16 protein-coding genes are annotated in these 20266 nt (G+C 72.7%); 3 read left to right on the forward strand and 13 right to left on the reverse strand.

Going from position 1 to position 20266, the window contains the following annotated elements; genetic code table 11:
* Nucleotides 1–10: 10 nt before the first annotated feature.
* From OG485_RS10740 to infC, 9 genes are all read right to left on the reverse strand, one after another.
* On the reverse strand, nucleotides 11–1351 hold the full coding sequence (locus OG485_RS10740; RefSeq protein WP_328667829.1) for a transcriptional regulator: 1341 nt from the start codon (nucleotides 1349–1351) through the stop codon (nucleotides 11–13).
* Nucleotides 1352–1912: 561 nt separating this feature from the next.
* Nucleotides 1913–2866 (reverse strand): PP2C family protein-serine/threonine phosphatase, encoded by a 954-nt coding sequence (locus tag OG485_RS10745; protein ID WP_328674303.1) that lies wholly within the window; start codon nucleotides 2864–2866, stop codon nucleotides 1913–1915.
* A 589-nt stretch (nucleotides 2867–3455) separates the two neighbouring features.
* On the reverse strand, nucleotides 3456–5960 hold the full coding sequence (pheT, locus tag OG485_RS10750) for a phenylalanine--tRNA ligase subunit beta (RefSeq protein WP_328667830.1): 2505 nt from the start codon (nucleotides 5958–5960) through the stop codon (nucleotides 3456–3458).
* Nucleotides 5960–7087 carry a phenylalanine--tRNA ligase subunit alpha gene (pheS, locus tag OG485_RS10755; RefSeq protein ID WP_328667831.1) on the reverse strand — a complete coding sequence of 376 codons (1128 nt, stop codon included), beginning with the start codon at nucleotides 7085–7087 and terminating at the stop codon, nucleotides 5960–5962. The genes pheT and pheS overlap by 1 nt, the downstream gene beginning before the upstream one ends.
* Nucleotides 7088–7269: 182 nt before the next feature.
* Nucleotides 7270–8445: a sensor histidine kinase gene (locus OG485_RS10760; RefSeq protein WP_328667832.1), complete on the reverse strand. Its 1176-nt coding sequence runs from the start codon at nucleotides 8443–8445 to the stop codon at nucleotides 7270–7272.
* Nucleotides 8446–8498: 53 nt separating this feature from the next.
* A complete protein-coding gene (locus OG485_RS10765) occupies nucleotides 8499–9359 on the reverse strand; it encodes a TrmH family RNA methyltransferase (RefSeq protein WP_328667833.1) in 861 nt (286 codons plus the stop codon).
* A 242-nt stretch (nucleotides 9360–9601) separates the two neighbouring features.
* On the reverse strand, nucleotides 9602–9985 hold the full coding sequence (rplT, locus tag OG485_RS10770; protein ID WP_261702876.1) for a 50S ribosomal protein L20: 384 nt from the start codon (nucleotides 9983–9985) through the stop codon (nucleotides 9602–9604).
* A 95-nt stretch (nucleotides 9986–10080) separates the two neighbouring features.
* Nucleotides 10081–10275: a 50S ribosomal protein L35 gene (gene rpmI / locus OG485_RS10775; protein WP_006374321.1), complete on the reverse strand. Its 195-nt coding sequence runs from the start codon at nucleotides 10273–10275 to the stop codon at nucleotides 10081–10083.
* Nucleotides 10276–10381: 106 nt separating this feature from the next.
* Nucleotides 10382–11113: a translation initiation factor IF-3 gene (gene infC / locus OG485_RS10780; protein ID WP_328674304.1), complete on the reverse strand. Its 732-nt coding sequence runs from the start codon at nucleotides 11111–11113 to the stop codon at nucleotides 10382–10384.
* A 402-nt stretch (nucleotides 11114–11515) separates the two neighbouring features.
* On the opposite strand from infC, the gene OG485_RS10785 reads away from it, so the two are divergent.
* Complete coding sequence (locus tag OG485_RS10785; RefSeq protein WP_266756722.1) at nucleotides 11516–11872, forward strand: DUF1844 domain-containing protein; 357 nt, start codon at nucleotides 11516–11518, stop codon at nucleotides 11870–11872.
* Between the two features lie 51 nt (nucleotides 11873–11923).
* Here the strand turns inward: OG485_RS10785 and OG485_RS10790 are convergent, their stop codons facing one another.
* Complete coding sequence (locus tag OG485_RS10790; protein ID WP_328667843.1) at nucleotides 11924–12655, reverse strand: SseB family protein; 732 nt, start codon at nucleotides 12653–12655, stop codon at nucleotides 11924–11926.
* A gap of 149 nt (nucleotides 12656–12804) precedes the next feature.
* On the opposite strand from OG485_RS10790, the gene OG485_RS10795 reads away from it, so the two are divergent.
* Nucleotides 12805–13767, forward strand: a complete 963-nt coding sequence (locus OG485_RS10795; protein WP_328667844.1) for a serine hydrolase — start codon at nucleotides 12805–12807, stop codon at nucleotides 13765–13767.
* Between the two features lie 73 nt (nucleotides 13768–13840).
* On the opposite strand, the gene mycP is transcribed toward OG485_RS10795, so the two are convergent.
* Together mycP and OG485_RS10805 are read right to left on the reverse strand one after the other, a co-directional pair.
* Nucleotides 13841–15151 carry a type VII secretion-associated serine protease mycosin gene (gene mycP, locus OG485_RS10800; protein ID WP_328667845.1) on the reverse strand — a complete coding sequence of 437 codons (1311 nt, stop codon included), beginning with the start codon at nucleotides 15149–15151 and terminating at the stop codon, nucleotides 13841–13843.
* Nucleotides 15148–15966, reverse strand: a complete 819-nt coding sequence (locus OG485_RS10805) for a hypothetical protein (RefSeq protein ID WP_328667846.1) — start codon at nucleotides 15964–15966, stop codon at nucleotides 15148–15150. Before OG485_RS10805 ends, mycP begins: the two co-directional genes overlap by 4 nt.
* A 2034-nt stretch (nucleotides 15967–18000) precedes the next feature.
* On the opposite strand from OG485_RS10805, the gene OG485_RS10810 reads away from it, so the two are divergent.
* Nucleotides 18001–19203, forward strand: coding sequence for an amino acid deaminase/aldolase (locus OG485_RS10810; protein WP_328667847.1), 1203 nt, complete (start codon nucleotides 18001–18003; stop codon nucleotides 19201–19203).
* A gap of 60 nt (nucleotides 19204–19263) precedes the next feature.
* On the opposite strand, the gene OG485_RS10815 is transcribed toward OG485_RS10810, so the two are convergent.
* Complete coding sequence (locus tag OG485_RS10815) at nucleotides 19264–20178, reverse strand: DUF2510 domain-containing protein (protein ID WP_328667848.1); 915 nt, start codon at nucleotides 20176–20178, stop codon at nucleotides 19264–19266.
* Nucleotides 20179–20266 lie beyond the last annotated feature (88 nt).

Here is a 20266-nt window from a genome sequence, read left to right on the forward strand (position 1 = left end):
GGACTGCTCCCTACAGCGGTACGCGCAGTGCGCCGTCGATGAGTTCGGCGGCCTCGGTCGTGCCCGAACAGCCGCTGCGCACCAGGTGTTCGCGTACCGCGCGCAGTCTGTCGCGCAGCCGCTGGGACTCCATCCCCCGCGCCTGCTCCGCCATCTGGACGGCCGTCGCCACCGCTTTGTCGGCGTTGCCCTGGCGCAGTTCGATCTGGCTGAGCATGGCCAGCCGGTGCACACGCCCCCGGTCGTGCGCCGGAGTGTCGACCGCGGCCGCCGCGTGCTCCGCGGCGGCCACCAGGTCGCCGAGGCTGAGCAGGGCCTCCGCCACCTGTACGTTGACCAGTCCCGGCTGGACATAGCCGGTCTCGTCGGGCTCGTAACCGCGCCGGATACGCTCGGCGGCCTGCTCGGCACGCCGTATGCAGGACAGCGCGCTGCTGCCGTCGCCGAGGTGTGCGTACGCCTTGGCCTGCATGGCGTAGAGGTCGGAGGCGAGGGCCGGGGTGATGTGGCGCCCCGCCGCTCGCAGCGCTGCCTCGGCGAACGCGACCGCCTGCCGGTACTCGCGCATGAACAGCGACTGGTTGACCAGCAGAGCTATGACGTACGCGCCGAGTCCCCTGTCCCCACTGGCTTTCGCCAGACGCAGTGCCTGGTGGAAGTAGCGCTGCGCGAGTCCGTGCGCGTCGGAGTCGTAGGCGCAGATGCCCGCGATGGCCACCAACCCGCCTGTCGCGCGGTGCAGTTGGCGGCCGGTGGCGTCGGTGTAGCTGCCGCGCAGCAGGGGTGCGGTCTCGGAGTTGAGGAAGCCGACGATCCGGGTGCGGGTCGCTATGCCGCCGGCCTTGCGGTACATCTGCTCGTAGTGGGCCCGCGCCGCGCGCAGCATCTCGATGTCGGCCATGCTGACCTGATGGCGCCCGCCGCGGGAGACGTCCACGTCCTCGGGCGGGTTCTCCCACTCCCACACGGGCATCACTGCCGGGGTTCCGGTGACGGCCGGGGCGCCGAGTATGTGCGGTCGCTGCTGTTCGTCGGAGCGCCACAGAGCGGTGGCGCGTTCGACGAAACCCGAGAGCGAGCCGGCGTGCGGGGTGGAGGGCTCGCCGGGTACCCCGAGGCCGATGTCGTCGAGCGTGACCGGCCGGTGCAGGCGTCCCGCGAGCACCTCGCAGATCAGGTCGGGCACCTGACCGCGCGGTCGCTGGCCCTTCAGCCACCGTGCCACGGCGGTGTGTTCGTAGCGCAGGGCCAGACCGCGGGCCCGGCCCGCCTGGTTGACGTGGGCGGCGAGTCCCGCGTGCGATATGCCCGCCTCGTCGAGGATCGAGTCGAGCAGAGTGTTGGGCTGCATGGGAGGCCCCCCAGTGGCTCGTTGCCGACGGCGCCGGTCATGCCCGACCGCGCCCGACCGCATCAGAGAGAGTAGTGCGTCCCCTTTCACACGGGGTGTGATGGGAATGCCCGTATCCGCGCTGTGCGCGCGCTGTCGCGGAGAGTTTCGTACCGGTTGACTGAAATGCCTCGCAAGAGGCCGGCCGGGCCGCCGGGCTCCCCCTCGTACAGTACGGCGGCCCGCTCCGCGTCGTCCGTCCGGCCGCCTGCCCGACACTCCGTGGCCGGGCGGACGGCAGAGCCGGTTCGGCCGGGGCGACCGCGGGACTCCGGTCGTCCGGGTGCGGGTCCCGTGGCCGGTCGCCCCGGCCGGGAACGCGAAGCGCGACCGGTGACCGCCCGTGCTCGCCGCGCGCTAGTGCCGCGGCAGGCAATGTTTGCCCGTCAAGGAGCGGCGTCCGGTGCGTGCTCTCGGCGTGCCGGCCGGAAGTCCTCGTACTGGACGTACTTGGGCTTTCGGCCGGTGCGGCGAGAGGGCGTGCCGGGCGTCGCGACGGGGCGAACCTTGGCTGACGCGACACTAGCGAGGCACGTGCTGGGACACACGGCCCGGCTTCAGGGCGAGGGGACGGCGGTCGTTGTGGAGCACCAGGAGGGCCACGTCGTCGGCGGGCCGGCCGCCGGTGTGGCTCAGCAGGCCGGTGAGCACCGCGCGCAGCACGGCCTGCGGTACGACGGGTCCGTCGCGGACGGCCGCGGTGAGCGCCGGCAGCAGCGGAAAGAACCGCCCCCGGGTGTCCCGCGCGTCCTCGGCACCGTCGGTGTGCAGGAAGAGACCCTCGCCGGGCCGGAGCCGGCCGCAGGATTCGGCCGGGAGACGGGCCGGCAGCGGGAACGGCCCGAGCGGGGGCAGTGGTTCGGCGCGGACGAGTGGCCGCACGCGGCCCCTGGTGAGCAGATACGGCCACGGGTGGCCGCAGTTGAGGGCGTGCACCTCGCCGTCCCCGCGGATCTCCAGGAGCAGGACGGTGACGAACTCCTCGGCGGTGTCGCTGTCGGAGCCGGGCCCGGAGGAGGGGTGTCCGGCCCGGTCCCGCTCGCACAGGTGCCGGGCCAGCGCCCGCTCCAGTCTTCTGAGGACGCCGCCGAGTTCGCCTTCGTCGTGCGCTGCCTCGCGGAAACTGCCGAGGACGGCGGCGACGGTCCCGATGGCCCCCAGTCCGTGCCCGCGCACGTCCCCCATCACGACCCGCACACCGTGCTCGGTGGCGATCGCCTCGTACAGATCGCCGCCGATGCTCGCGCCGTGGTCCGCGGAGAGCTGGGCCGCCGCGATGTCCAGCCCGTCGATACGCGGTGGCAGCGGGCGCAGCAGGACGCTCTGCGCGGCTCCCGCGACCTTGCGGATCTGCCGGAGCTCACGCAGCAGCACTCTTCTGACGTGGAGTATCAGACCGGCTCCGACCGCGAAGAAGACGGCGCTGGTGACGACGCGGGCGCCGAGCCCGCTCTCCTGAGCGAGCGGACAGGCCATCTTGTACGAGATCGCCAGCGCGCCCCAGACCGCGGGCAGCCCCAGGTTCACCGCCCGGCGCAGCGGCGGCTGGTCGGCGGTGCGCAGGACCCGGTGGCCGAGCGCGCCGCGTCCGCACGCCGCGCGGGTGAAACCGAGGCAGGGACGGCGACCGCGCACCGCCCGGTCGAATCCGGCTCTCAGCCGGTCACGCCGGCGAAGCGGGCCGAGGACCGCCCGGGCCGGGTTCCGCGAATGCGTGTGGAGCGTCGCCCTGCGGGGAGCCCCAGCCTTGATACGGATCATGCCGATTGGCCCCCCAATAGGCCCTGACAGCACAGACGGCCTCGGAGAGACCGCTCCGATTCTGTCGACCGCTCGGCCCGCCCGGGCCCGATCGCCCGGGCATGTCACCCGAATGAGTGAGGTGCCTTCGGAGACCCGCATTTATGCAGGCAGGGGCCACGGAACGGCCGGGCAGGAGCCACGGAACCCCCGGACCGGAGCCGGTGGGACCCGCTGAAACGGGTGCGGGGAACCGTGCGCCAGGCCGCGAAATGATCCACGGCCCATCGTGGCGCACAGTTCCCCGGCACACCCGGTGGAGCGGTCAGGCTCCGCGCAGCACCGCCCCCGTGCGCTCTGCGGCGAGCGCCACCGCCGCGTCGCGGGCCGCGGAGGCCTCGTCGACGGTCAGCGTGCGGTCGGCGGCACGGAACCGCAGCGCGTAGGCGAGGGACTTCTTGTCCGCGCCGAGCTGCTCGCTCTCGTACTCGTCGAACAGCCGGATGGACTCCAGGAGTTCACCCGCGCCCTCGTGCAGGGCCGCCTCGACGTCCGTGTGCGGGACGCTCTTGTCGACGACAAGGGCGACGTCCTGCGTGGCGACCGGGAAGGTCGAGATCTTCGGGCCCTTGGGGTGGCCCGAGCTCGCCCGCTCCAGCGCGTCCAGGTCCAGCTCCATCGCGCAGGTGCGCACGGGCAGGCCCAGCGTCTTCAGGACACCGGGGTGCAGCTCACCGGCGTACCCGATGACCTGCTCCGCGCCGTCCACGAGGACCGCGAGCTCGGCGCAGCGACCCGGGTGCCACGGCCCGTACTGACCGGAGCGGACGAGGAGTTCGGTCCCCGACTCGCGGGCCAGGGTCCGCGCGGCCTCGATCGCGTCGGCCCAGTCGGCCGGGCGTCCCTTGCCCCACCAGCCGGCCTGCTCGCGGGCGCCCGCGAGGACGACGGCGGCATGCCGGGGCTGGGCGGGAAGCGCGGCGGTCAGGGCCGCGACGTCCTCGTCGGTGGGACGGCGGTCGACGGGCAGCCGCCCGGCGACACGCAGTTCCTCCCGGGGGTGGAAGACCAGGCCGGTCTCGAAGAGCGCCAGGTCGTGGCTGCCGCGTCCGTCGTTGCGGCGCAGGGCGTGCAGCAGGCCCGGCAGCAGCGTCGTACGGAGCGCGGGCTCCTCGTCGGACAGCGGGTTGACCAGCTTGACGACCTTGCGCTTCGGGTCGTCCTCGGCGAGGCCGAACTGGTCGAAGACGTGCTCGCCGATGAACGGGTAGTTCAGCGCCTCGACGTATCCGGCGCCGGCCAGCGCGCGGCCGGCCCGGCGGTGCAGCCGCTGCCGGTCCGTGAGGCCGAGGCCCGCCGGGGGCTTGGGCAGCGTGGAGGGCAGGTTCTCGTAGCCCTCGAGCCGGATGACCTCTTCCGCGAGGTCGTTCGGGTCGGTCAGGTCGGGCCGCCAGGACGGCACGGTGACGATCAGCTCGTCCTGCCCGTAGACATCGCAGCCGACCTCCTGGAGGCGGCGGACGACGGTCTCGCGGCCGTAGTCGACACCGGCCACCTTGTCCGGGTGGTCGGCCGGGATGGTGATGGTGTGCGGCGCGGACGGCGCGATCACCTCGGTGACCCCGGCGTCGGCGGTGCCGCCCGCGAGGAGCACGAGGAGGTCCACGGTCCGCTGGGCCGCGGCCGAGGTGGCCTCGGGGTCGGCGCCGCGCTCGAAGCGCTTGGACGCCTCGGAGGCCAGCTTGTGACGGCGGGCCGTGCGCGCGATGGTGATCGGGTCGAAGTGCGCGGCCTCGATGACGACCTCGGTGGTGGTGCCCTCGGTGTCGTCGATCTCGGTGTGGGCGCCGCCCATGACGCCCGCGAGGCCGATGGGGCCGCGGTCGTCGGTGATCACCAGGTCGCCGGCGTCCAGCGTGCGCTTGACTCCGTCGAGCGTGGTGAGCTTCTCGCCCTGCTCGGCCCGGCGCACGCCGATCGTGCCCTGGACCCGGCTGCGGTCGTAGGCGTGCAGGGGCTGGCCGAGCTCCAGCATCACGTAGTTGGTGATGTCGACGGCGAGCGAGACCGGGCGCATGCCGGCCTTCTGGAGCCGGCGGCGCAGCCAGATCGGGGACTGGGCGTCGGGGTCCAGGCCGGTCACCGTGCGCGCGGTGAAGCGGTCGCAGCCCATCGGGTCGGAGACCTGCACCGGGTGGCCGAACGCGTTCGGGGCCGGTACGTCCAGCAGCGCGGGGTCGCGCAGCGGCAGGCCGTACGCGATGGCGGCCTCGCGGGCCACACCACGCAGCGACAGGGCGTAGCCGCGGTCGGGCGTGACGGCGATGTCGAGGACCTCGTCGACGAGCTGGAGCAGCTCGATCGCGTCGGTGCCGGGCTCCATCTCCGGCGGCAGCACGATGATGCCGCCGCTGCCGTCGTCGCCCATGCCCAGCTCGTCGCCGGAGCAGATCATGCCGTGCGAGGTCTTGCCGTACGTCTTGCGCGCGGCGATCGCGAAGTCGCCGGGCAGGACGGCGCCGGGCAGGACCACGACGACCTTGTCGCCGACGGCGAAGTTGCGGGCGCCGCAGACGATCTCCTGGGGCTCACCGGTGCCGTTGGCGGTGCCGACGTCGACGGTGCAGAAGCGGATGGGCTTCTTGAACTCCGTCAGTTCCTCGATGGTGAGCACCTGGCCGACGACCAGGGGGCCCTTGAGGTCGGCGCCGAGCGGCTCGACGGTCTCGACCTCGAGGCCTGCCGAAATGAGCTTGGCCTGGACGTCGCGCCCGGTCTCCGTCGCCGGCAGGTCGACGTACTCCCGCAGCCAAGAAAGCGGGACCCGCATCAGATCTCCATCCCGAACGGCCGGGTGAACCGGACGTCACCCTCGACCATGTCTCGCATGTCTTCAACGTTGTGACGGAACATCAGCATCCGCTCGATGCCGAACCCGAAGGCGAATCCGCTGTACTTCTCCGGGTCGACGCCACAGGCGACCAGCACCCGCGGGTTGACCATGCCGCAGCCGCCGAGCTCGATCCAGCCCTCGGAGGAGCAGGTCCGGCAGGGGCGGTCGGGGTTGCCGACGGACTCGCCCTTGCAGACGTAGCAGAGCATGTCCATCTCGGCGGACGGCTCGGTGAAGGGGAAGTAGTTCGGGCGCAGCCGGGTCTTCATGTCCGAGCCGAAGAGCGACTGGACCATGTGGTCCATGGTGCCCTTGAGGTCGGCCATGGTCAGGCCCTCGTCGACGGCCAGCAGCTCGATCTGGTGGAAGACCGGGGTGTGCGTGGCGTCGAGCTCGTCCGTGCGGTAGACGCGGCCGGGGCACACGACGTAGACGGGCGGCTCCCGGTCGAGCAGGGCGCGGGCCTGCACCGGCGAGGTGTGGGTGCGCAGCACGACACCGGACTCGTCGCCGTGGGTGCCCTCGGGGCCCTGGACGAAGAAGGTGTCCTGCATCTGCCGGGCCGGGTGGTCGGGCGTGAAGTTGAGGGCGTCGAAGTTGAACCACTCCGCCTCGACCTCGGGGCCCTCGGCGACCTCGTATCCCATGGACACGAAGACGTCCGCGACCCGTTCCATCATCGTGGTGAGCGGGTGCCGGGCGCCGGACGGTACGCGGTCGTACGGCAGGGTGACGTCCACCGCCTCCTCGACCAGTACGCGCGCGTCGCGCTCGGCCTCCAGTTCGGCCTGGCGGGTGGCGAGGGCCTTGTTCACGGCGCCGCGGGCCTGGCCGACGAGCTTGCCGGCCGCGGCCTTGGCCTGCGGGGGCAGTGCGCCGATCTCGCGGTTGGCGAGGGCCAGCGGAGAGGTGCCGCCGGTGTGGGCGACCTTGGCCTCCTGGAGCGCGTCGAGGTCGCCGGCGGCGGCGAAGGCGGCGAGCGCCTCGTCCCGCATGCGCTCGATCTCTTCCGGTTTCAAGGCCTCGACCTCTACAGGGTCGTACGACTTATTAGGTGCCGACATCTCTTCCCGTGCTTCCGGTTGGCTGGCTGAGGGTCCCCGTCATCGACTCGGAGACGAATCGTCCGCAGATGAGAGGACGCAAAGGTGCCAAAGGCCGAGTCTAACGGGGGTGGGGGCCTGCCCAGGACTGGGCGTCCTCGCGGTGCTCCCGTGCGGATGCGCCCGTGGGGGCCGCTGTGGCGTTACAGAAGGTACGCCGGGGTGCCCACGGGCAAGGTAAATCGGAACTCCGCTCCCCCGCCGGGGGCGCGGCCGACCGTGATGGTGCCGCCGTGGGCTTCGACGATCCCCTTGACGATGTAGAGCCCGAGGCCGGTGCCGCCGCGCTTGCTGCCCCGCCAGAAGCGGGTGAAGACGCGGTTCATGGACTCCTCCGGGATTCCGGTGCCCTCGTCGCTCACGGTGACCGACGTGACGGCGTTCGCCGTGCCCTCCTCGTCCGGCCGCTCGCGCGGGGAGGTGGAGGGTGCCACGTCAATGGTGACGGTTCCCTCGCCGTGGCGCACCGCATTTTCGATCAGGTTGCTGAGCACCTGGTCGACCTTGTCGGGGTCGGCCCACAGGGCGGGCAGAGGCTGCTCGATGCGCAGCAGGAAGCGGTCGGCGGGCTGGCCGGAGGCGACGTACGCCTGGATGTGCCGGCCGACGGCGGCCCCTATGTCGACGGGCTGGCGGCGCACTTCGAGGCGACCGGAGTCGATGCGGGAGATGTCGAGGAGCTCGGCGATGAGCCGGGTGACGCGGTTCGCGTCGGCGTCGACGGTCTCCAGCATCAGTTTCTTCTGGTCGTCGGTGAAGCGTTCCCATTTGGCGAGCAGGGTCGCGGTGAAGCCCTTGACGGAGGTGAGCGGCGAGCGCAGTTCGTGGGCGACCGTGGCGATCAGCTCGGCGTGGCTGCGCTCGGTGCGGCGGCGGGCCTCGGTGTCGCGCAGGCAGACGACGACCCGGCGGACCGGTCCGAGGGGGCGGGTGCGCACATAGCGGGCGGAGACGAGGATCTCGCGGCCGCCGGGGAGCAGCAGGTTCCGTTCGGGCTGGCCGTTGCGGATGGCGAGTCCGCCGTAGGGGTCCGTGAGCTGCCACCAGCGCCGGCCCTCGAGGTCCTCCAGCGGGAGCGCCGCTTCGAGCCGGCGGCCGAGTGCCTCGGCCGCCGGGACCGCCGTGATCCGGGCGGCGGCGGCGTTGAAGCAGACGACGCGGCCGTGCTCGTCGGCGACGACGATCCCGTCGGGCAGGTCGTCGGGGTCTATGCCGAGACCGGGAGCGGCTTCGGCGGTGTCATCGTGCAGGGGCGCGGATGTGCCGCGCGCGTCCCGTGCTCGCAGCGCGCTGTGGGCACCGCCCGTGCCGACACTCATCCCCGTACCCCACCTCTCGTCTGGCGCAGAGGGCCCCCGGGCCCGTCACCCTACTAGCTGCCGGTGACGGAACGGCACCCTGTGGAGGCGCGCTGTGCACGGGCTGACGCGTAGAGACATACGGCGGCGGCCGTGGCCAGGTTCAGGCTCTCGGCCTTTCCGTGGATCGGAACGCGCACGACGGCGTCGGCCAGCGCGCGTGTCTCCTCCGGGAGCCCCCAGGCCTCGTTGCCGAAGACCCAGGCGGTGGGGCCGCCCATGGTCCCCTTGTCGAGTTCGTCGTCGAGGTCGTCCTCACCGGCGCCGTCGGCGGCGAGGATGCGGACGCCGGCGGCCTTGAGTCCGGCCACGGCCTGCTCGACGGGCACGCCGACGGCGACGGGCAGATGGAACAGGGAGCCGACGGAGGCGCGTACGGCCTTGGGGTTGTAGAGGTCGACGGACGCGTCGGTGAGGACGACGGCGTCGGCTCCGGCGGCGTCCGCGCAGCGCAGCACGGTCCCGGCGTTCCCGGGGTCGCGGACATGGGCGAGCACGGCGACGAGGCGGGGCCGGGTCTTGAGAATGTCCTCGAACGGCGTGTCGAGGAAGCGGCAGACGCCGACGAGGCCCTGCGGGGTGACGGTGGTGGAGATGTCGGCGATGACCTGCTCGTCGGCGAGGTGCACCCGGGCGCCGGCCCGGCGGGCGCCGTCGATGATGTCGGCGTAGCGCTCCGCGGCCTCGACGGTGGCGAACAGTTCCACCAGCGTCGCGGTGGCGTCGGCGCGGTGCGCGGCGGCCTCCCGGACGGCCTGCGGCCCCTCGGCGAGGAACAGCCGCTCCTTGCCCCGGAAGTTCCGCCGGGCGAGCCGCCGGGCGGCCTGGACACGCGGCGAGCGCGGGGAGATCAGCTCGGGGGCGGCGGGGGGCATGTTCTGGTTCACCTTCGGTATCTGGGGACGACTGCGACCCACTGGGGCGCGGGCCCGTGTCGATCTGCGGCTCCGCCGCGATGGGGGTCCCCCCTGTTCGAGCGGAGCCGAGAACTCGGGGGAGCGATCGGACCCCGACAGCCGGCACCCGAACGGACAGCCTCCGCGGGCGTCAGCAGCAAAGGACCCGCAGGCTGAAACCTGCGGGTCCTTCAGTCACGTCGGCTAAAGCCAGCGCAGGGTCACGCGGCCTTCGGCGCGTTGACGTCCGACGGCAGCGCCTTCTTCGCGACCTCGACGAGCGAGGTGAACGCGTTGGCGTCGTTGACGGCCAGCTCCGCGAGGATCTTGCGGTCCACCTCGATGTTGGCGGCCTTCAGACCCTGGATGAGGCGGTTGTACGTCATGCCGTTCTGGCGGGCCGCAGCGTTGATGCGCTGGATCCACAGCTGACGGAAGTCGCCCTTGCGCTTCTTGCGGTCGTTGTAGTTGTAGACCAGGGAGTGGGTGACCTGCTCCTTGGCCTTGCGGTACAGGCGCGAACGCTGGCCGCGGTAGCCCTTGGCCGCCTCGAGGATCGCCCGGCGCTTCTTGTGTGCGTTTACTGCCCGCTTGACGCGTGCCACTTTTTAACTCCTTGTAGCGGGGCCGTGGTTGGACTCACACGGCCCGAAATCGATGGGGTCCCGGATCAGACGTGCGGCGCCTGGGCGCCGGTACGTCACTTGCCGAGAAGCTTCTTGATCTTCGCGGCGTCGCCCGGGGCCATCTCGGCGGTGCCGGTGAGACGACGGGTCACGCGGGACGACTTGTGCTCGAGCAGGTGGCGCTTGCCGGCGCGCTCACGGAGCACCTTGCCGGAGCCGGTGATCTTGAAGCGCTTGCTGGCACCGCTGTGCGACTTGTTCTTCGGCATAGCGCCGTTCTCTCCTCGTCAGTGGCGTTCCGGTGCCCGGTCGCAAGACCGGGCACGGTGGAACGTCATATGTATGGATTGGCGTCCCGGGGCGTCAGCCCTGGGATCAGGCCTCGGCTGACGCCTCGGCCGGTGCCTCGGCGGACTCGGCCTCGGTGGTCTCACCCTCGATGGCTTCACCCTCGATGGCTTCACCCTCGGCGATGTCGTCATCGGCGGCGTTCTGCGAGCGACCCGGGTTGGCCTTCGCTTCCGCCTTGCGAGCCGCCTGAGCCTCACGGGCCTCGGCCATCGCCTCGGTCTTCTTCTTGTGCGGACCGAGAACCATGATCATGTTTCGGCCGTCCTGCTTCGGGTTCGACTCGATGAACCCGAGGTCCTCGACGTCCGTGGCGAGACGCTGCAGCAGTCGGTAGCCGAGTTCCGGCCGGGACTGCTCGCGACCACGGAACATGATCGTGATCTTGACCTTGTCGCCCTGCTTGAGGAACCGGACGACGTGACCCTTTTTGGTGTCGTAGTCGTGCGGGTCGATCTTCGGCCGGAGCTTCATTTCCTTGATGACCGTGTGCGCCTGGTTCTTGCGCGCCTCACGGGCCTTCATGGCCGACTCGTACTTGAACTTCCCGTAGTCCATGAGCTTGCAGACCGGCGGGCGTGCGCTCGCGGCCACCTCGACCAGGTCGAGGTCGTACTCCTGAGCAAGCTCCAGGGCCTTGGCAAGCGGAACAATCCCGACCTGCTCGCCGCTGGGACCGACAAGTCGCACTTCGGGAACGCGAATCCGGTCGTTGATGCGGGGCTCGGTGCTGATGGATCCTCCTCGGTAGCACCACACGGCGGTCTGGCGGACAGCCGCGTATGTCTCTGATGACAGTGGACCAACCATCACGGCACATGAAAAATGCCCCGGACGGGACACAGGCGGGGCTCCATGGCTAACCGGAGCACCGCCGCGGTCAACCGCGGGGCGCGCATTCGGGCGACTCCACCGTCCGTACGGAACGGTGGTGGCCACCTGACCGGATGACCCGCCGTCCCGGAGGACAGTCGGGTGGGAGATCGGAGCCTCCACTTGTGGGCTGAGCACATACGTGAGCACATACGTGTCCAGCCGGTCGTTACACAAGGTTAGCAGTTCCGCCGGGTACGCGCTAACCGGAGGCCGCCTCACCGCCGCTCACCGGGCGGAGGGCTCCCGTGGACGGGGTCACGCGCGCCGGGGCCTATCGTGTGAGGCATGAGTGACACCCCTCCCCAGAACCCCGACTACGACACCATGACCCGCGACATCGCCGAGGTCCCCGCGGTCGAGGTCATCGTGACGGTCGCCGTGAACCTGATGAGTGCCGCCGCCGTGAAGCTCGGTCTCACCGAGGAGGGCGATGAGCACAAGGACCTGGACGAGGCGCGCAAGCTGGTCACCGCGCTCGCCGGACTGCTCGACGCGAGCACGACCGAGATCAGCTCCTTCCACGCGGCGCCGCTGCGCGACGGCCTGAAGTCCCTCCAGCTGGCCTTCCGCGAGGCGTCCCTCGTCCCGGACGAGCCGGGCCAGGGCCCGGGCGAGAAGTACACGGGACCCGTCTACGGCTGACAACGGCCGACCCGTGTCCGTCCGTCGTACGGACACGGACCACCCGCGTACCTATCCGCGTACGTACAGGGGCTCGCCCGGAGGCGTGACCTCGGCCGGCAGGAGTGCCAGGTCGAGGCCGCGCACCAGGCGGGCCCTCAGTGTTTCGTCGGCCGCGAGCCGCTCGGCCACCGCGCGGGCCGCCTCGGCGGGGGCGGCCGACGGGTCGAGCACGAGCGCCAGGGTGCCGTCCGCCGGACCGGGGCCGAGATGGGCGCGGACCACCAGGGGCTCCGCGGCGACCACGGCGCGTACCGCCTCGACCACGGCGGGATCGGCGAGCGGATCGGCGGTCGTACGTCCCTCGGCGAGCGCCAGCAGGGCGGAACCGGTCAGCTCGTAGGACACGGGCCCGGCCAGGTCCAGCACGATCGTGTCGGCCTTCTCGTGCGCCGCGGCCTCCAGGACCTGGTTCAGGCGTACGGCGACGGGGCGGGCCTCGGGATCCCAGCGGGCCAGCGTGTCCGTGGACGTGAAGGCGGGCAGGGCCGTACGGTTCCCCGCCTTGAGCGTGGGCACCGCCATGTCGCTGGTCTTCTCGCGGCGCAGCCCGTTCTCGTCCTCCTCGACCTCGCCGAGGATCGCCACGACGGGCACGAGCAGCCGGGCACCCGTGAGCGCCTCCAGGACCGGCGGTACGGCGGCGCGGTCGGCGGACCAGGCCGTGAGGGCCGCACTCAGCCGGGGGTCTGCGGAGCCGTCGTCGTCGGGGAAGCCGGGGTCGGGAATGTTCTTGTTCGCCACGGTCCCCGACCCTATAGGGGGGATGCTGCTGGGCTTGTGCGGCCCCTGAAACCCCGGGTTGACGGGATTAACGAGTTTCTCAGTCTTCCCTGACACACCTCTAACACTCGTCTAACCGCAGACACAGCCCGGCCGTCCAGCATCAGCGGATGGACCGTCACAGAGCACGCGGGCGCCGAGCCCGGCCCTCCCGACGCAAGCCACTTCTGTACACCGCGGTGGCCTCGGCCGTCCTCGTGGGCGCCACGGCGGCCGGGACGGTGTACATGAAGGCACAGGCGCACGACGGTCCCGCCGTCGTATCGTCGGCCGCGTCGGCGTCACCCTCGCCGTCGCCGGCCGTGAGCGAGGAGGCATCGGTGGAACCCGTGGCGGAACCCTCCGTGGACCGGGACGCACTGCTCGCGAAGGCGCTGAAGTCGGTGACGGTGGCGGCCGGAGCGAAGACGTCGGTGGCCGTCCTCGACGTGGACTCCGGTGAGAGCGCCGCCTACGGTGACGCGGCCTTCGACACCGCGAGCATCGTCAAGGTGAACATCCTGGCCGCGCTGCTGCTCCAGGCGCAGGACGCGGACCGGCATCTGACCGCGCGGGAGAAGACGAACGCCACCGCGATGATCGAGAACAGCGACAACGTGTCGGCGACCGCTCTGTGGGCCTCCATCGGGCGGGCCGACGGTCTGGACGCGGCGAACAAGCGCTTCGGCCTGAAGGACACGCAGGGCGGCGACGGCGAGCTGTGGGGGCTGACCCAGACCACCGCGAGCGACCAACTCACGCTGCTGCGCCAGGTGTTCGGGGACGACTCCGAACTCAGCACGGCCTCGCGGTCCTATCTCCAGGGACTCATGGGCGAGATCGAGACCGACCAGCAGTGGGGAGTGTCGGCCGCTGCCGACGGTTCTCAGTGGGCGCTGAAGAACGGGTGGTTGGCACGCAGCACGACCGGGCTGTGGGACGTCAACAGCATCGGGCGGATCTCGGCCGACGGCCACGACTATCTGGTGGCGGCGCTGTCGAACGGGAACTCCACGCAGGCGAAGGGCATTTCGCTGGTGGAAGCGGTGTCGAAGACCGCGGTGTCCGCGTTCCAGGACACGGCCGAGGACTGAGGCCCGCCACCACGGGGCCGGCCGGAGGGAGTCGGTGTGCAGGGAGTGCGGGGTTCTTCGACGACCCGCACGGTCAAGGCTGCCGGAAGGGATTCGTGTCTCTGCGGCCGCGCCACAGGAACACCGCGGCGGTCAGCAGGGCGAGGCCCAGGCCGCCCGCGAGGGGGGCCACCCATACGGCCGGACCGCCGCCGTCGTCGGGGGCGTCGGGGCCTGTGCCGAAGTACTTGTGGCCGTACTCGGCCGACGTGAGACCGCTTTCCGGCTTGAGCCGGCCGGCCGCCTTGATGGCGGCGGCCGGGTCGACGAAGCCGTAGCCGCGGGAGTCGTCGCGGCCCCCGGAGGGAACGTTGCGGGCGGTGTCCTCCAGCAGCCGTTTGATCTGCGCGGGCGACAGACCCGGGTGGGCGGCCTTGACGAGCGCGACCGCTCCGGAGACGAACGCGGACGCCGCGCTGGTGCCCCAGCCCTCGTAGTACCGGTCGTCCGGGTCGGCGATGACCACGTCGACGCCCGGGGCGCTGACGGTGGCGTACCAGCGGCGGGTGGAGAAGGACGCGTGGGTTCCGTAGCGGTCCACGGCCGTCGCCGCGATGACGCCCGGGTAGGCGGCGGGGTACGAGATGTGGTCGCCCTTCTCCCCGCCGTTGCCGGCGGAGGCGACGACGGCGACGCCCTTCTTCAGCGCGTACTGGACGGCTTCGTCCTCGGCGGGTTCGGGGTGGGCGGACCTGGAGTCGTCGCCGAGGGAGAGGTTGATGACGTCGGCGCCGTGGTCGGTGGCCCAGCGGATGCCGTCCGCGAGGGCGTTGCCACGAGTGTTGCGGGCCTTGGAGCGGGCCGGGTCCTTGTCCTCGAGGATGACGCGCACGGGCAGGATCTTCGCCTCCGGGGCGATTCCCATGACGCCGTTGGCGTCACCCGGACCGTGACCGTGCCCGGCGATGATGCCCGCCATGGCGGTGCCGTGCCGGGCCCAGGTCACGTCGCCGCGGCCCGCGCCGAAACCGACCAGGTCCTTGTCCCCGAGCACATTGCCCTTGAGATCCGGGTGCAGGGCGTCGACGCCGGTGTCGAGGACGGCGACGGTGATGCCCTTGCCCTTGGTCGTGCGCCACGCCTGCTGCGTGTGCATCGCGTCGAGGCCCCACTGCTGGGCGCGTATGCCGTCGGCGTGCGCGGCGGCCGAGGGCACCAGCGCGAGGGAGGCGGCGAGCAGGACGGCGAGGGTGCCGGCCCTGCGGAAGGTCCGGGGCCCGCGGGCCTCCGGGGCCGGGCGCGGGCGCCGGGCCCGGCCGACGGGGGGCGTCGTACCGGTCGTATCGCCAGGACCGGTCGTGCGGGACTGGCGGATGCGGCCGTAGGGGCCGTCGTCGCGGGTCATGACGGCTTCTCCGTGGACGAGGTGACGGTCTTGCGAAGGCCTCGCTCGACCCGGTCGGCGAGGCCCTGCGCCTCATGGCCGAGGCCCGCCTGGGCCGCGGCCGTGGTCGAGTCCGGCTTCATGGCGTCGGCGGCGGGCTGCGGGGCGGCGACCGTACGCCCGTCCGCGAACCCGGAGACCGCGTACACGACGACGGGGGCGTCCGTGAGGACCGACTCGGTCCAGGAGGCACGCTGGGCCTTGCCGAAACCCTCGGCCTCGGTGCCCTCGACCGCGTAGGGCAGGGGCAGCAGGTCGGTGCGCCGGTCCAGGCCCTCCTTGCGGAAACGGGCCTTCAGGGAGGTCATGCCCGCCGCGTCCGCCTTGGTGAACAGCAGGCCGACGGTGGTGACATGGCTGCGGGTCGCGTCCACGTAGGTGGCACGCAGCAGGCGCAGGCAGCCGACGGGGGCGAGGGCCTGGCGCAGCAGCGGGTCGAAGGCGTCCTTGCAACCGGCGTCGGGGGCGACGGCGATCCGCGTCCAGTTGCGGTCGGAACCGCCGGGGCCCGCGCCGTCCCCTCGCACGGTCGGCGGGAAGAGCTGGTCCACGGGCACGCTGTGCCAGAGCTCTCCGGCCGACGTGAAGGCGCCGGGCGAACCGGGTGCGTCCGTGTTGTCGCCGGTGAGCCAACTGCCGGTCACCGCGCCGCCGATGAGCCCGAGTCCGAGCACGACACAGGTCGCGGCGGTGACGACGCCGGGCCGGGCCCGCCGGCGGAACGGACGCACGCGCGCGGTGCCGCCGCCGTGCGTCTCGGGCTCCGCGAACGACACGAAGGGGCGCTGTACGTGAGGGGTCGCCGGAGTCGCCTCGGCGGGCGCCGCCGACGGGGCCGACGGGGCCGGAATGAACGGCTGTGCGGCCGCTGAGGCCAGGGGTGCCTGATCGTTCCGCCCGGGCCGCGTCTCCGGCGTCTCCCAGGCCGCCTCCGCGACCCGCTCCCCGGAACCGGGGCCGCGCCCTGCCGCCCCGGCCCGCTCGGACGCCCCGGACTCGGAGGATCGCGGGGGCTCAAAGGGGCGCGGGGGCTCGGAGGCACGCGGGGGCTCGGACGGGCGCTGAGGCGCCGCCGGGTGCGACAGCCGGGCCGGGCGCGGCGCGGGACGCTGTGTCCCGCCGGGTCGCGACGGCCCTGCGCTGTGCGGCGCCTCGTCGGGACGTGCCGGGCCGGCGGACCCGGGGGGCGCGTCCGGGAAGCGTGCGGAGGCCGCGGGGGGCGGCGGGGCCGCCGGCCCTGTACGGCCCTCGGGGCGCAGGTGGGGGTAGCGCCGGGCCTCCGGCCTCGACGCGGATCCGGGACCCTGCGGAGCCGCGCCCGACGCGGAGCGCCGTGAAGCCGCCGACGGTGGGACCGGGCTCTCCGGCGGGGAGGTCGCGGAGCCGTACGGAGTGGCTTGCGACCCGGGGCGCGGCGCGTTGGACGGCGTCGCCGGGCGCGGCACGGCGGACGATGCCGAACCGGTCGGGGCGGACCATCGCGGGTCGCGCTCCGGCGTTCCGGACGGGTCGGAGCCCGGCGTGTCGGACCCCTGGGTGCCGGTTGCGGTGTCCTCTCGGCGGCCGGCCCCCGGCGTCCCCGTCGGAGTGGACCGCGGCGCGTCGGACCCTGAGGTACCGGACGAGGCCGACCATGGCCTGCCGGGCGAGACGGACTCCGGTGCGGCAGGTGAGGCGGACCCCGGGGCGCCGGGTGAAGCGAACTCCGGCGCACGGGACGCGCCCGGCTCCGAGGAGTCCCCCGCGCGGGTCGAGGCGGATGCCGGCCCGCCGGACGAAGCCGTCCCAGGGGTACCGGACGCACCGGCCGAAGCAGCCCTCGGCCGGGCGAGCGCGTCGGGCCTCGGGGCACGGGAAGCGGCTGAATCCGGCACGCCGGACGTGGCGGCACCCTGCCTGCCGGGCGAAACGGCACCGGTCCCGCCGGGCCCGGTGGACGCCCTTGTACCGGACGGGGCCGGCCGCGGCTCGGACGGCGAAGCAGGCCTCGGGGCGTTCGTCGTACCGGACGGTGCCTCGGGCTCCGTGGACATGTCGAAGAAGTCGAAGGACGGCGGCGGCGCGGGCACCCGAGGGGCGTGTCCGGGCCTCGGCCCGGCGGATGAAGCCGGGGCGGAACCCGGCGCGGAGGCATCGCCGGAGGAGCGGAAACCGCCTCCGCCGGCGGATCGTCCGCCCGGCGCACCGGACCGCGTCGGCGCGGACGGCGGCCCTGCGGGCTGGGGCGGCACCGACGGGGCCGCGCCACGGGGCGGGCTCGCGGGGCGCGGCGGGACCGCCGCAGCGCGGTCGGACGCCGACTGCCCGGATCCGGAGGGGGAGCCCTGAGTGCTCGGCGTGGGGTCCTCGGCGGACCAGTCCTCCCCGCCCGACAGGTCCGGCCCGGGCGACCGGACCGGCTTCGGCGGAACCGGCGGGTGAGCCGGAGCCGGACCGCCCGGTGGGTTCGCGGGGGGCGGCGGAGTCCGGGAGGCCTGCGGCGCCGAGGCGGGCGGGACGGAGGGACGCTGGGAATGCGAGGCGCGCCGCGCTTCCGTACCCATGCACCCCCCGTTTCCTCGTACCGGGCTGTCGGACGCCCCGTGACCCGGCGAGCCGTTCCGTGTGCGCTGAAGGTTCGCCACGGGCACGCATACCCGCACCGGTGGACCGTCACCCGGGCAGGGTCCGCCGGGGCAAGGTCGTTCCTCCCTGCGTCCGCGTCACTCTACGGGTTGACGCGCCCCGGGCGGGAACCAGTACGAGGCCCCGGGGCATCTGCCCGGAACGTCCCCCTACCCTGCGGTAATGGAGTCTGGCAGTCTTCGTCCATGACTGCCCGTGCCGCCGACAGGGCCCGCTACGACCGGGCCACCGCTCACCTCGACGCCCCCGTCGCCATCGTGGACCTGGAGGCCTTCGACGCGAACGCGGACGATTTGGTCCGCAGGGCCGGCGGGAAGCCGATCCGTGTCGCCAGCAAGTCCGTCCGCTGCCGCACTCTCCTGGAACGCGTCCTGGCCCGGGAGGGCTTCGCGGGGATCATGTCGTTCACTCTCGCCGAGTCGCTGTGGCTGGCCAGGTCCGGTTTCGACGACGTCCTGCTCGCCTATCCGTCGGCCGACCGCAAGGGCTACGCGGAGCTGACCGCCGACCCCAAGCTCGCCGCCGCGGTGACCGTCATGGTCGACGATCCGGCGCAGCTCCGCCTCATCGACGAGGCACGCGAGGGTGGCACCGAGGTCGTGCGGGTCTGCCTGGAGCTGGACACCTCGCTCAAGCTGTTCGGCGGCCGGGTCCGGGTCGGGGCGCTGCGTTCGCCGCTGCACTCCCCCGCCCAGGTGGCCGAGATGGCCCGTTTCATCGGACGCGCCCCCGGGTTCAAGCTGGTGGGGATCATGGCGTACGAGGGCCACATAGCGGGCGTCGGCGACGCGGTCTCGGGTCGGCCGCTGCGCTCGCGTGCCGTACGGCTGATGCAGGCCACGGCACGCAAGGAGCTCGCCGAGCGGCGCGCGGAGGTCGTCCGGGCCGTACGGGCCGTCGAACCGGACCTCGAATTCGTCAACGGCGGCGGCACCGGCAGCGTCCAGCACACGGCGGCCGAGGACGCGGTCACGGAGATCGCGGCCGGGTCGGGACTGTATGTGCCGAGGCTCTTCGACAACTACACGTCCTTCAGCGGACGCCCGGCGGCGCTGTTCGCCCAGCCCGTGGTGCGCCGGCCCGGTGTGGGTGTGGTGACCGTGCTGGGCGGCGGATATCCCGCGTCCGGGGCCGCGGGCGCGGACCGGCTGCCCGTCCCGTATCTGCCGGAGGGACTGTCGTACGACCCCCAGGAGGGTCCCGGCGAGGTGCAGACGCCGCTGCTCGGCTCCCCGGCGGACGATCTGCTCATCGGCGACAAGGTGTGGTTCCGGCACGCGAAGGCCGGTGAGCTGTGCGAGCGGTTCGACACCCTGCACCTCGTGGAGGGCGACACCGTCACGGCCTCCGTCCCGACGTATCGCGGCGAGGGCCACACCTTCCTCTGATCCGCGGGATCACGCCCGCCGGGCCGGAGGACGCCTGTCCCCCGGCCCGGCGGGCGTCGTTCACTGGGACGGGCCGATGCTGCTGCCCACACCGCCGCCGGTGTCCTTGTCGCCCACCGAGCGGATGCCTTCGGTGATCCGGTCCATGTCGGACAGCGGCGGCCCGTCGGCACCGGCGTCGAAGGCGAACCGGACGATGACCAGGGACTGCGAGCCCACGCTGGACGGGAAGGCCAGCGACTCGACGTAACCCCCGGGCCCCACACCGGTCTTGACCTTCCAGCGGACGAGATATCCGGCGCGCCCGGCGACGGCGACCGAGCCGGACTTCACCAGCCGGTGGGAGGTGATGCCCCGGAAGGGGCGGCTGCCGACGAGGTCGTGTCCGTACGCGCTGTCGGCGGCGTCCTCGATGTCCCCCTCGGCGAGGGCCTTCGGCGACGTCTCGTCGGTGGCCGTCGCGGTACGCGCCTCGACCCGTCCGTGCCGGCAGAGGCCGGGGTCGCCCGGGCAGTCGTAGGTCCGCGGGGTCGTCAGCACCATGTCGTGGTCGGCGACGTACTGCGGTTTCGCCCAGCCGTCGAGGACCGGGAAGGTGATGCCGTCGAGTTCGTCCACGACGACGGACGGGTCACCGGCCGACGGCGAGGGGCCGGACGGTGACGGTGAGGGGCCGTCGCTCCGGGTGGGGGAGGCGGCCGCGGGCGTGGTCTGCGCCGCGGCCTCGTCGCCGCCGTCGTCGCGGCGCAGCAGCACGGCGCCGGTGACGATCGCGGCCACGAGGACGACGGCGGCCGTCACGAGGGCGACGGCCTTGGCGCGTCCGGAGCCGCCGGGCGGCGGGGTCTGTATCAGGGGCTGTTGGGGGGTCTCGGGCTGACGCCGGTGGTCGGTCCACGTGGTCCCGTCCCACCAGCGCTCGACGAGCGGGTACGAAGGGTCGCGGTACCAGCCGGGTGGAGGCGTCATGCTCATCCCGGCACTCTAGGACGTGCCGGGACGAGCGGTACAACGGGTCCGCGGGATCGCCCCACGGGGCCGCACCCTGGGGCCTGCCGCCCGC

Source organism: Streptomyces sp. NBC_00328, from assembly GCF_036139655.1.
In the GTDB taxonomy this organism is placed as follows: Bacteria; Actinomycetota; Actinomycetes; order Streptomycetales; family Streptomycetaceae; genus Streptomyces.